Annotated in this window: 10 protein-coding genes; 1 reads left to right on the forward strand and 9 read right to left on the reverse strand. The window is 71.1% G+C overall.

What is annotated here, in order from left to right:
- Positions 1-11 precede the first annotated feature (11 nt).
- From MKL11_RS09445 to MKL11_RS09460, 4 genes are read right to left on the reverse strand one after another with little or no spacing between them, the layout of a single operon-like run.
- Positions 12-1,304, reverse strand: a complete 1,293-nt coding sequence (locus MKL11_RS09445) for a leucine-rich repeat-containing protein kinase family protein (protein WP_243942496.1) — start codon at positions 1,302-1,304, stop codon at positions 12-14.
- 4 nt (positions 1,305-1,308) lie between these two features.
- Complete coding sequence (locus tag MKL11_RS09450) at positions 1,309-1,500, reverse strand: DUF1192 domain-containing protein (RefSeq protein WP_243942499.1); 192 nt, start codon at positions 1,498-1,500, stop codon at positions 1,309-1,311.
- Positions 1,501-1,511: 11 nt separating this feature from the next.
- Complete coding sequence (locus tag MKL11_RS09455; RefSeq protein ID WP_243942501.1) at positions 1,512-2,732, reverse strand: phosphopentomutase; 1,221 nt, start codon at positions 2,730-2,732, stop codon at positions 1,512-1,514.
- A 1-nt stretch (position 2,733) separates the two neighbouring features.
- Entirely contained in the window at positions 2,734-4,371 is a 1,638-nt protein-coding gene (locus MKL11_RS09460; protein WP_243942503.1) for an ABC transporter ATP-binding protein, read from the reverse strand.
- An 86-nt stretch (positions 4,372-4,457) separates the two neighbouring features.
- Between MKL11_RS09460 and MKL11_RS09465 the strand changes: the two genes are divergently transcribed.
- The gene (locus MKL11_RS09465; protein ID WP_243942505.1) at positions 4,458-5,843 is read left to right on the forward strand and encodes a CoA transferase; all 1,386 of its coding nucleotides are present in this window, start codon (positions 4,458-4,460) and stop codon (positions 5,841-5,843) included.
- Positions 5,844-6,008: 165 nt separating this feature from the next.
- Here MKL11_RS09465 and MKL11_RS09470 read toward each other — a convergent pair whose 3' ends face one another.
- From MKL11_RS09470 to MKL11_RS09490, 5 genes are all read right to left on the reverse strand, one after another.
- Entirely contained in the window at positions 6,009-7,970 is a 1,962-nt protein-coding gene (locus MKL11_RS09470; RefSeq protein ID WP_243942507.1) for an ATP-binding protein, read from the reverse strand.
- Positions 7,971-7,998: 28 nt separating this feature from the next.
- Positions 7,999-8,805, reverse strand: a complete 807-nt coding sequence (locus tag MKL11_RS09475; RefSeq protein WP_243942509.1) for an alpha/beta fold hydrolase — start codon at positions 8,803-8,805, stop codon at positions 7,999-8,001.
- Positions 8,806-9,265: 460 nt separating this feature from the next.
- A complete protein-coding gene (locus MKL11_RS09480; protein WP_243942511.1) occupies positions 9,266-9,763 on the reverse strand; it encodes a RidA family protein in 498 nt (165 codons plus the stop codon).
- Positions 9,760-10,185 carry a c-type cytochrome gene (locus MKL11_RS09485; RefSeq protein WP_243942513.1) on the reverse strand — a complete coding sequence of 142 codons (426 nt, stop codon included), beginning with the start codon at positions 10,183-10,185 and terminating at the stop codon, positions 9,760-9,762. The genes MKL11_RS09480 and MKL11_RS09485 overlap by 4 nt, the downstream gene beginning before the upstream one ends.
- On the reverse strand, positions 10,182-11,777 hold the full coding sequence (locus MKL11_RS09490) for a flavin monoamine oxidase family protein (RefSeq protein ID WP_243942515.1): 1,596 nt from the start codon (positions 11,775-11,777) through the stop codon (positions 10,182-10,184). Before MKL11_RS09490 ends, MKL11_RS09485 begins: the two co-directional genes overlap by 4 nt.
- Between the last annotated feature and the right edge of the window lie 252 nt (positions 11,778-12,029).

A 12,029-nucleotide genomic window follows, 5' to 3' on the forward strand; every position in this document is an offset into this window, starting at 1 on the left:
CCCACGCAATCTCACGTCCGCCCGATCCCGATCGCCACTTCCCCCAAGCCTGGCCGCCTCTCGGGATCGGACTTCGTGCAGGCCTCGGCCAAAACCCGCAGCCCGTTCGGTGCCGCATCGCAAAGGTCGAGCAGCTCGCCGAGCAAAACACCCACCGCCCGTACTTCGATCCGCGCCAGCGCTAAACCCGCTTCCCCGGCGGGCAGCGCTGAAGCGGCGCCGAAATCGCTAAGCACGGCCGCGCCGGTCTCGATATCCCAGAGCGTGTTGTGGCCGTAGACGTCGCCGTGCAGCAGGCCGCAGCCGTGCAGATGGGCGACGGCGTCCACCACGGCACGGGCGATCCGCAGGGCTTTTCTGGTGTCGAGCCGCAGGGCTGGATCGTAGATGTCGCGGCTGCAAGTCGCGAGGCTCGGCGGGCCGGCCAGCACGCGCCACTGCGCCGGCAGCAGCCGGAGAAGCAGCCCCTGCGCACCGTCGGGATGGTCGACGAGCCGGCCGAGGGCGCCGGTGAGGGCCGGATGGGTGCCGGCGGCGAGGCAGGCCTCCATCTCGCGCTCCGGCAGGCCGTCGCTGGTCATCGCGCCCTTGAACAGCTTGAGCGCCACGTCCTGCGGGCCGGACGGTCCGCGCCAGAGCGCCCGGTGAACCCGGCCCGAGGCCCCCTCCCCGAGCAAGTCGCCGACCTCGAGCGCCGACCATGGCACGGGCGTCGACGGGGTGGGCTCCGTGACGGGCTCGGCGGGATTGCCCGCATAGGAGATCCAAGCGAGGCGCGGCAGGCGCGCCACCCAGGGCGGCAGGGCGTCGAGTTGGTTGCAGGACAGGCGGATCAGCTCAAGATTGTTCGCATCGGCGAGGCCCTCGGGCAGGCGCGCGATGCGGTTGCCCGCCAGCATCAGCTTCTGCAGCAGCGGGCGTTCGCCGAGGGCATCCGGCAGGTTCTCGATCCGGTTGTCGGTGAGGGTGAGCCAGCGCAGGTCGCGCGGCAGCGACCCCGCCGGCACCGCCCGGATGCCGCAGCCGCGGAAGCCGAGCTGGCTCAGCGTCGGGCAATCGCCCAGCACCGACGGCAGGCGCTCGAAGGGATTGCCGGAGCAAAACAGCACACGCAGGCGGTGCAGCCGGCCGAGATCGTCCGGCAGGTCGGTGAAGCTGCCCCGCCCGAGATCCAACACCTCCAGGGTGTCGGCCAAGCCAAAAATCTCGCGGGGAAATTCAGCGAGCCCGTCGGGCAACCGCAGCCCCCGCGCGCCTGCCAGATCGCCGCGCTGCAGGGCGGCGAGGGTTTCGGTTCGGTCCAAGGTGTCAGCCCCGCTTGAAGAAGGCGTCGGCCGCGCCTTGGGCCGCTTGCTTGGCCGCGCGCGCCGCCTCGATGCGGGCGATCTCTTCCCGCAGCAGCGCGATGCGCGCGTCGAGGTCGGAGAGCGACAGCGTATCGAGGGGTTGCCCGATCTCGTGGGCGACGGCCTTGCGCGGCCTGTCGTCGTCGTCTCGCATGGCGCGGCTCCTTACAGGAATACGCGGCCGGCGCCGTCCCAGGGGAGCCCGAGATGACCCGCCAGGGTGGCGCCGATATCGGCGAACGTGTCCCGCCGGCCGATCGCCCCGGGGGCGACACTGGGGCCGAAGGCCAGGACCGGCACCTGCTCGCGGGTGTGGTCGGTCCCGGTCCAAGTCGGGTCGTTGCCGTGGTCGGCGGTGATCACCGCGAGGTCGCCGGGCTTGAGCGCCGCCAGGATCGCGGGGACGCGGACGTCGAACGCCTCCAGCTCGGCGGCGTAGCCCGGCACGTCCCGGCGATGGCCGTGCTCCGTGTCGAAATCCACGAGGTTGACGAAGACCAGGCCGCCCTCGGGCAGGTCGGCCAGGGCGTCGAGCCCGGCTGTGAGGCAGGCCGCGTTGCCGCCCGGCTTGATCTCGCGGCCGGTGGCGCGATGGGCGAAGATGTCGCCGATCTTGCCGACGCTGACCACCGCCCGTCCCTCGGCCTCGGCCCGGTCGAGCAGGGTGCGGCCGGGGGGCGCCACCGCAAAATCCTTGCGGTTGCCGGTGCGGCGGAAGGCCGCCTCCGCCGAGCCCACGAACGGCCGGGCGATGACCCGGCAGACCCGGTAGGGATCGCACAGGCGGCGCGCCACGCGACACAGCGCGTAGAGGCGTTCCAGCCCGAACGCCTCCTCGTGGGCGGCGATCTGGAAAACGCTGTCGGCCGAGGTGTAGCAGATCGGCTTGCCAGTTCGGACGTGCTCGGCGCCGAGTTCGTCGATGATGGCGACGCCGGGCGCGTGCCGATCCCCCAGGATGCCGGGCAGGCCGCCCTCGGCGATCAGGGCCTCGACCAGAGCGGGCGGGAAGGCCGGCCGCGTGTCCGGGAAATGGCCCCAGGGCGCGGGCAGCGGCAGGCCGGTGATCTCCCAATGGCCTGAGGGCGTGTCCTTGCCGGCGGCCGCCTCCACGGCGTGGCCGTAGGCACCGCGCGGATTCCCGGCTGGGGCCAAGTTCGGCGGGATCCGGCCGGAGGCCCCGGCGGCGGCGAGGCCGAGCCCGAGGCCGGCGAGATGGGGCAGACGCAGCGGACCGGCGCGCAGGCCGGCCCGGTCGCCGCGCCCGATCGCGCAGGCCTCGGCGATGTGCCCGAGCGTGTCGGACCCGGCATCGCCGTAGGCGGCGGCATCCGGGGCGCCGCCGATGCCGACGGAATCGAGGACGATGAGGAGGGCGCGGGCCACGTCAGGCGGGCTCCAGCTCGGCCGCGACATCGCTGTCGAGGGCGAAGGCGGCCTTGAACAGCGCCTGGGTATAGGGCGTCTGCGGGGCGGAGAAGATCGTCTCGGCGGGGCCTTCCTCGACCACGCGGCCGTTCTGCATCACCACCACGTAGTTCGCGAGCGCCCGGACCACCTTCAGGTCGTGGCTGATGAACAGGTAGGCCAGCCCGCGTTCCCGCTGCAGGTCGCGCAGCAGCGTGACGATCTGCGCCTGCACCGACCGGTCCAGCGCCGAGGTCGGCTCGTCGAGCACGACGAAGCGGGGGTTGAGCACCATGGCCCGGGCGATGGCGATGCGCTGGCGCTGGCCGCCGGAGAATTCGTGCGGGTAGCGGTCCATGGCGGCCGGGTCGAGGCCGACATCGGTGAGCGCCTTCGAGACCACCGCCCGGCGCTCAGCCCGGGAGCGCGCCGCGCCCTGCACGATCAGCCCTTCGGCGACGATGTCGGCCACCGACATGCGCGGCGAGAGCGAGCCGTAGGGGTCCTGGAAGACCACCTGCATGTCTTTCCGGAGTGGGCGCATCTGCGCCACGGTGAAGCCGTCGATGGCTTGGCCCAGGAACACGATCGGTCCCTCCGAGCCGGTGAGCCGCAGCAGCGCGAGGCCGAGCGTGGTCTTGCCCGAACCGGATTCGCCAACGACGCCAACGGTTTCGCCGGTCCGGACCTTGAGCGAGACCCCGTCCACCGCCTTGACGTGGCCGGTGACGCGCCGGAACGCCCCCGATTTTAGCGGAAACCAGACCTTGAGTGGCCCGGCCTCCACCAGCGTCGGCGCATCGGCCGGGACCGGGTTGGCGCGGCCCTTCGGCTCCGAGGCGATCAGGCGGCGGGTATACGCGTGCTGCGGGTCGGCGAAGACCGCCTTGGTATCGCCGGTCTCGACGATCTTGCCCTTCAGCATCACGCAGACCCGGTCCGCGATGCGCTCGACGATGCCGAGATCGTGGGTGATGAACAGCAGCGCCATGCCGAGGCGCTTCTGCAGGTCGGCGAGCAGCGCCAGGATCTGAGCCTGCACGGTGACGTCGAGCGCGGTCGTCGGCTCGTCGGCGACCAGCAGGTCCGGTTCGCAGGCGAGCGCCATGGCGATCATCACCCGCTGGCGCTGGCCGCCGGACAGTTCGTGCGGGTAGGCACCGATCCGGCGCTCGGCGTCGCGCAGGCCAACCAGTTCCAGAAGCTCGAGGATTCGCGCCCGGGCGGGTTTTCCGGACAGGCCGCGATGCAGGCCCAGCACCTCGCCGATCTGCCGCTCGATCGTGTGGAGCGGGTTGAGCGAGGTCATCGGCTCCTGGAACACCATGGTGATGTCGGCGCCGCGCACGTCGCGCATCTGGCGCTCCGGCAGGCTCATCAAGTCCCTGCCCTGGAACAGGATTTTCCCGCTCTGGCGGGCCGAGCCGTCGAGCAATCGCAGGATCGCCAGGGCAGTCACCGACTTGCCGGAGCCCGATTCGCCGACCAGCGCCACGGTCTCGCCCCGACGGATGGTGAAGCCGATCGAATCGACCGCCGCCGTCTCGCCCTCCCTGGAGCGGAAGGCGACGGACAGGCCCTCGACGGACAGGAGCGGCGGGGTTTCGGCCTCGGACATGGGTCCCTTATAGCGCGGCCGGGACCCTAGCCTACCCGGCCCGGGATGCGCGATGATGCGCACAGCCCGCAGCGGGAGAGTGCGCCATGCCGGAACGCGTCGAAGAATTGACCGCGCGGATCTGGCAATCCTGCGCGGGCTCTTCGCGGGGTTTGCAGTCCCTTCGCATCACCGGCACCGGCGCCCTGTCCTCCGCGTTCCGGGCCACCGACCTCGCCGCGGCCTCGGTTGCGGCGGCTGGCTTAGCACTCGCGGAGGTTGCGGGCCTCGCCGGACCCGTCACGGTCGACCGGCGCCTCGCGTCGTTCTGGTTCGCGACCTCGCTGCGGCCGGTCGGCTGGCGGGTGCCGGCGCCCTGGGACCCGGTGGCCGGCGACTACCGGGCCCGGGACGGCTGGATCCGGCTCCACACCAACGCCCCGCACCACCGGGCGGCGGCCGAGCGAGTGCTCGGCGCGCAAGCCGATCGGGCCGGCATGGAACGGGCGGTTTCCGGCTGGGCCAAGGCCGAGCTGGAGGCGGCAGTTTTGGAAGACGGCGGCTGCGCGGCCGAGATGCGCGGGCTCGACGCCTGGGCGGCCCATCCCCAGGGACTCGCGGTGGCGGCCGAACCCCTGGTGGCGTTCACCCCGACTTCCGATCGGACCGCATCGCGCTGGCGGCCCCGGCCGGAGCGGCCGCTGGCGGGGCTTCGGGTGCTCGACCTGACCCGGGTGCTGGCAGGCCCGGTAGCGACCCGGTTCCTGGCCGGGTTCGGGGCGGACGTGCTGCGGATCGATGCGCCCGATTGGACCGAGCCGGCGATCGAGCCCGAGGTGACCCTCGGAAAAACCTGTTCCCGCCTCGACCTGCGCCGGGCGGCCGACCGGGCAACCTTCGAGGCGCTGCTGGCGGGGGCGGACGTGCTGGTCCACGGCTACCGCCCCGGCGCCCTCGACGGGCTCGGCTACGGCCCGGAGGCACGGCGCGCCCTGGCCCCGGGCCTGATCGACGTGTCGCTCGACGCCTATGGCTGGACCGGCCCCTGGGCCGGACGGCGCGGCTTCGACAGCCTGGTGCAGATGAGCTGCGGCCTCGCCGAGGCCGGGCAGGTCTGGCGGCAGGCCGAGACACCGGTGCCGCTCCCGGTCCAGGCCCTCGACCACGCCACCGGTTACCTCATGGCGGCGGCCGTGCTCCGGCTGCTGGCCGAGCGGCTCCAGGACGGCACCGGCGGCCAGGCCCGGCTGTCGCTGGCCCGGACCGCGGCGCTCCTGATCGCGGCCGGCCCGGCCGAACCGGAACCGGCGCTCGCCCCCGAGACGCCGGAGGATCTCGCCCCGGAGATCGAGGCGACCTCCTGGGGCCCGGCCCGCCGCCTGCGCCCGCCGCTCACGGTGGCGGGCACGGCGATGCGCTGGGACCGGGCTGCGCGCCGGCTGGGGGACGATGCGCCGGCCTGGGCGGCGGAACCGGGGGCGGCGGGGCGGTAGGAGGCGGGTTTGCCACGCGGCGCGATCGGGCGAACGCCGTCTTGGGTGTCGTTGCGACCGGACGTCGCCGCCGAAAGACCGCTCCACACCGGGCCTGTCAGCGGACGTTCGTCCCGCCGCCTGCGCGCTGGCACCGCGCCCCTGTCCGCCTCGGCCGACGGGCGCTCACGTCCGCCGCCGCGGCACCATCCGGCCGAGGATGCGCCCGAGCTGATGGGCCGAGTACGGCTTGTGCACCAGCTCGAAATCGTGCTGCCCGTCCTGCGCCAGCACGTGGCTGTAGCCCGACGCCAACAGGACCGGCAGGTCCGGCATCCGGCGTTGCAGGATCTTGGCCAGCGCGAGGCCGCCCATGCCGGGCATGACCACGTCGGAGAACACCACGTCGAAGCCGGCGCCATCGGCTCCAAGCTTCTCCAGTGCCTCCTCGGCGTTGGCGGCCCAGGTCGTCCGGTAGCCGATATCTTCCAGGATCTGGGTGGCGAACCGGCCGACCTCGAGGTTGTCCTCGACGATGAGCACGCATTGCCCCTCGCCGGTCGGGAAGCCCTCCGAGTCGCGTGTGGTTGCCGGTAGCTCGGATGCCTCGCCATCGATCATCGGCAGGTAGAGCGTGAAGGTGGTGCCCCGGCCGGGCTCGCTCTCGACCTCGACATCGCCGCCCGATTGCTTGGCGAAGCCGAAGACCTGGCTGAGGCCAAGGCCGGTCCCCTTGCCGACTTCCTTGGTCGTGAAGAACGGCTCGAAGATGCGGGAGACCTGGTCCGGCGCGATCCCGCTTCCGGTGTCGGTGAGGGAGACGCACGCGAACCGTCCGGGGGCGGCGGAATGCCCGCGGATGGCCGGCAGGTTGCCGGCGTTATCCAGGCGCAGGGTCAGCGTGCCCGCGCCGTTCATGGCGTCCCGGGCGTTCACCGCCATGTTGACCAGCGCGGTCTCGAACTGGCTCACGTCGGCCATCACGAAGCAGGGCTCGTCCGGGATCTCGCTCACCACGTGGATCCGAGCGCCGGTGACGGTGTCGAGCATGTCGGCGACCCCGCGAAGCCGGTCGCCGACATTGAACACCGTCGGCTTCAGGACCTGGCGACGCGCGAAGGCGAGGAGCTGGCCCGTGAGCTTGGCGGCCCGGTCGACCGTGTCGGAGACCGCGTCCATGTAGCGGACCCGGCGATCCTCGGGCAGGTCCGGCCGGCGCAGGAAGTCGACCGAGGAGCGGATGATGGTCAGCAGGTTGTTGAAGTCGTGCGCGACGCCGCCGGTCAATTGCCCGACGGCCTCCAGCTTCTGCGATTGGCGCAACGCCTCCTCGGCCCGAGCCAGCGCGGCGGCCTGCTCGTGTTCGACGGTCGTATGCCGGCCGGTCACGTAGATCTGGCCCTCCTCGAACGCGCCGGTCCAGGCGAACCGGCGAAAGCTCCCGTCCGCGTGCCGGAGCCGGTATTCGGAGGGCTCGATCAACGGCTCCGTCGTGATGCAGCTCAGGGCGGTCCGCGTCGGCTCCAGGTCATCCGGGTGGGTAAACCCGGCAAGGCTTTGCCCGACGAGGTCGGACGCCTGCCAGCCGAGCAGATCCGTCCAGGCCCCGTTCACCGCCAGGAGCGTCCCCTGCGCATCGGCGATGGCGAGGAGGTCCGGGGAAAGCCGCCAGGCCCGCTCCAGGGCACGCGCACGGTCGGCGACCCGGGCTTCGAGGTTCAGGTTGAGATCCCGCAGGGCGACCGTGGCCGCCTCCGCGATCCGGCGTGCCTCCAGCATCTCGTGCTCGTAGCGCCTGCGGTCCGAGGCGTTGAAGATGGTGATGCGGATGAAGCGCACGCCGCCCGTCGCGTCCTTGCGCACGACGGCGTTGACCAGGACCGGCAGGGTCGTGCCGTCCGCGCGCACCAGGTCGAGAGCGACTTCGTAGAAGAAGCCCTGCATCCTCAGCAGTGGCGCGAAATGGGTCTCGTAATAGACTTTGCCGGCGATGTTGAGCAGGTCGAGGAAGCGGCGCCCGACGATCTGTCCGGCCGGGTAATCCAGCCAGGTCGCGAGGGTGTGGTTGACCTTGGAGATGCGTCCGTTCGGCAGGGCCGAGGCGTAGCCGCAGGGTGCGTTCTCGAACAGGTCCTCCAGATCCTCCACGTCCGGCGTTCACGGGGCGCCGGACGTGTCACCCACCGCTCGGTTCCCGAAGGAATTCGGCGATGGCCGCGATCGTCTCCGCAGGCGCGCTCAGGTTCGGGCAATGGCCGGTCGCGTCGAGCAGCGCGAACGCGCTGTCGGCCAAGTGGCGGTGCACGTACGCGCCGACTTCCTGCGGTGCGATCACGTCCTCCGAGCTCTGGATGACGAGGCAGCGGGCCTTCACATCCGCGAGGTCGGCACGATTGTCGGCGAGGAAGGTCGCGCGGGCGAAGCGCTTGGCGATGTCCGGGTCCATGCGGCAGAAGCTGTTGGTCAACTCCTCGCTGAGCTCCGGACGGTCCGCGTTTCCCATGATGGTCGGCGCCATCGCCTGGGACCACCCCATGTGGTTAGTGTCGAGGAATTCGAGCAGCTCCTCCACCTGCGGGCGCGTGAAGCCGCCGACATAGCCGTCGTCGTCGAGATAGCGCGGCGAGGGACAGACCAGGACGAGGCTCGCGAACAGCTCCGGGGCCTTCTTCGCGGCGAGCACGCCGATCATGGCGCTGACCGAATGGCCCACGAACACGCCGCCGGTCACCGACAGGCCGCGGCAGAGCTCGACCACGTCGTCGGCATAGCCGTCGAGCGTGGCGTACCTCTCGACGTCATAGGCGGCCAGATCCGATCCGCCGGCTCCGATATGGTCGAACAGGATCGTGCGGTAGCGGTCCTCGAAGGCCGGCGCCACGAAGCGCCACATGTTCTGGTCGCAGCCGAACCCGTGCGCGAAGACCATGGCGGTCCCGCTGGTGCCGCCCTGCTTCACATTGTGTCGCCGAACGACGGACAAGCCGATACTCCCTGGAAGCCAATGGTCTAGCATGCATCTTCGGGCCACGCTTGCCCAGCCTGTCAGGCTCCCGGCGGACGAGCATGCCGACGCGCCGGGGGGGCAACGGAGACGCGGCCGTCGCCCGACCGCAGGCCGCGCGGTCATACGGGCTTACGGTTCGACCTATCCCTATCGAAGATGAGTCGCGATGGTCTCGCGACCGGCTTTCACGGTTCAGACTCCCTCACACAATGCCCGGTCATCGGGATGTATCCTCCGCACGCGACGGTGCCGCAGGGATGTCGTGACCGTCACTCGGCGCACGGCGGCAGGCGCGCGCTCCGAGCGCGGACCATCGGACCCGGGAACCGATGGTGCCACCCTCGGTGCGAGCCCTTGATCCGTCGGCGGGCAAATCCCGGGGCCGCGTCGCGGCTACGGTATGACGGGGTGCCCATGCGGAGGGTGATCCGCCCGATCACGGCCGCACGGCGGTGACCTCGATCTCCACCAGCCAGCCGGGATTGGCGAGCGCCGCGACCTGGACGGCCGAGCGGGTCGGCAGGTTCGGCTGGGCCGCCGTGCCGAACTGCTCGCGGTAGGCCTCCATCAGACCGGCGAAATCCATCCGGCCGCCCTTGGCCGGGTCGCCGACCAGAAACACCGTCATCTTCACCACGTCGCGCAGGGACAGGTTCCGGCGCTTCAGGGCCGCCTCGATCGAGGCCAGGGTCGAGGCGGTCTGGGCGCGGGTATCCCCGACGGCGGCGACGGAATTCTTCTCGGCGTTGGGGTTGGTCACCGAAGGCCCGAAGCCGCTGAGATAGACGGTCGCGTGCCCGGCCGGCACCTCCACCGCCTCCGAGATCGGGAAGTCCGAGCCCGGGATCGGGTGGCGGGTGATGTCCTCGGCCAGCGCCGGCCCGGCCCACAGGGCCAGCGCCAGGGATACCGGAATCAGGGTCCGTTCGCTCATGGCCGTGCCGCCTTCACATCCTCGGGGGCGACCGCGTCGCCGTACGGGTTGTCGAAATGGCTGCGGACGTAGTTCACCACCTCCGCGACCTGGGTGTCGGTCATCATGCTCCCGAGCGGGGGCATACCGCGCAGGCCGTACAGCAGCACCGTGACGGGATAGCCGGCGCTGGCGAGCTTTGGGTTGTGCCGGAGGGCCGGATAGGCGGCCGCGCCGACCGCGCCCTCCCCCCCGGCCTGATGGCAGGCGGCGCAGACCTGGGCGTAGAGCGCCTCGCCCCCGCCCTCGGCGAAGCTCTTGCCCTCGCTCATCGCGGGGCCGGCCGACGGGATCGCCGCATGGGTGGCGTGCTCCTGCGCGGCGGCGCCGGCGCCGGTAGCGAGGAGCAGTGCCAGGGTTCGGAACATCGAAAACACGCTCATGCTGCCAGGACCCTCTTGTGAAGCCGCGTGACCGCGTCGAGCGCCGAGAGGATCGCGCCCTCCTGCCAGGCGGGGATGTACGAGGCGTGCTCGCCGGCCAGCATGATCCGCCCGTCGAGCGCGCAGAGATTGTCGTAGTGCTCGGCCCTTGCCTCGTCGGTCCAGTCGCCGGCGCAGCCCAGCGTGAACGGCACCCGGTGCCAGGCCACCGCGATCCCGGTCTCGAACTCGGTGCGGTATTGCGGGTGGATCTGGCTGCCATAGGCCACCGCCCGGCGCACCCGCTCGGCGGGGCTGAGCGCGGTGAATTCGTAGGAATTCGGCCCGTTCCAGGTATAGGCGCCGAGCAGCACGCCCTTGCCGCCCGCATTGTAGCCGGTCGACGGATACGAGATCTGGCGGATCGGCAGGTCGGTGTAGGAGATGCCGCCGAAGATGTGCTCGTCCTCCTCCCAGAAGCGGCGCTTGAACTGCAGGCCGACCTTCACCGAGGAGGCGTAGGGCACCGCGTCGATGGCGGCCTTCATCTTGGAGCCGACCTGGGTGGGGATCTGGCTCAGCACCGTCAGCGGCAGGGCGCACACGCACCAATCCGCCTGGGCCTGCCGCACCGCGCCGCCCTGGCCGAGATCCTGGTAGGTCACCGTGACGCCGTGGCCATCCTGGGCGATCTGCGTGACCTTGGCGCCGTACCGGATCGTATCGGGCGGCAGGGCGCGGGCGAAGGCCTCACCGATCCGGCCCATGCCGCCGACCGGCTGGAACATGGTGGTCTGGAACTCGTACAGCAGGAAGTTCTGCAGGCCGCGCCAGAGCCGCGAGGTCAGGATGTCGTGCAGCGCCATCGGCTCGCCGTCCATCGGGCGCGCCGCGAGGCCGCCGCCGGGATCGTGGGCGTAGCCGCGGAACTCCGAGGAGTCCGGGCCGGCGCGGTAGGCGAGGTCCTTGTCGAGGCCGCCCAGCGACCGCAGCGCCTCGATCAGGATCTCCTGGTCCTCCTTGGAGACCTGCGCGTCCAGCGCGCCCTTGCGGGTGGCCTTGGCCAGGAGCTCGGCGGTGGCGCCGTCGAAATCGGTCTTGACCGTGCGGATCCGCTGCGGCGTGCCGCCGAAGCCCGCGGTGCTGTGCACGAAGGCGTTGTGGTTGAGCTGGATGAACGGCTCCAGGGCCACGCCGAGGCGGCGGCAGTAATCGAGCACGCCGTGGTGGTGGTAGGGGATCCGCCAGGGGCCGGGATTGAGGTAGAGGCCGGCGTCGAACGCGCAGCTTTGCGTGGCGCCGCCCAGTTCCGTGTAGGTGTCGCCGCCGCGCAGCGACCAGTTCCGGCCGCCGGCGCGGGTGTTGTATTCGAGGATCTGGACCGTGTAGCCGGCCCGATGCAGCTCCAGCGCCGCGGTCATGCCGGCGAGCCCGGCTCCGAGGACCAGCACCGAGGCGCCCTTAGGATCGCCGTCGAGCCGGATCGGCCCGCGATAGGGCGAGTCCTCGGCGAAGCCGAGGCTGGTCATGACCTGATAGGCCGGCGCGCTCCCGGCCGCGGCGCCGACCATGGCGATCAGCTTGCGCCGACTGAACCCCGATGCTTCTGCCATCTCGTGCCCGTCTCCCGATCTCGATGCGTCCAGGACGGTGCGGGCCAAGCAAGCCAGGGGCCAAGTTTGGGCTCATGCAAATGAAGCGCTCGCGTCGCCGCGTCGAAGCGAGGGAATGCGCTCTCGATTTCGCAACTTAAACGGACAGGAGACGCGAAAAGATCATCACTGCCGGTGGTCTTGCTTCGGATCACGCGAGACCGGTCAGAACTAGTCTTGCCCAACTGCGCCATCATCCTGCGGCGGCGATGC

It is taken from the genome of Methylobacterium sp. J-077 (assembly GCF_022829365.1).
Taxonomy (GTDB): Bacteria; Pseudomonadota; Alphaproteobacteria; order Rhizobiales; family Beijerinckiaceae; genus Methylobacterium.

Coding starts and splice junctions, on each gene's coding strand:
- MKL11_RS09450 (WP_243942499.1), bottom strand. CDS start 1,500: ATGCGAGACGACGACGACAGGCCGCGCAAGGCCGTCGCCCACGAGATC.
- MKL11_RS09460 (WP_243942503.1), bottom strand. CDS start 4,371: ATGTCCGAGGCCGAAACCCCGCCGCTCCTGTCCGTCGAGGGCCTGTCC.
- MKL11_RS09465 (WP_243942505.1), top strand. CDS start 4,458: ATGCCGGAACGCGTCGAAGAATTGACCGCGCGGATCTGGCAATCCTGC.
- MKL11_RS09480 (WP_243942511.1), bottom strand. CDS start 9,763: ATGAGCGAACGGACCCTGATTCCGGTATCCCTGGCGCTGGCCCTGTGG.
- MKL11_RS09485 (WP_243942513.1), bottom strand. CDS start 10,185: ATGAGCGTGTTTTCGATGTTCCGAACCCTGGCACTGCTCCTCGCTACC.
- MKL11_RS09490 (WP_243942515.1), bottom strand. CDS start 11,777: ATGGCAGAAGCATCGGGGTTCAGTCGGCGCAAGCTGATCGCCATGGTC.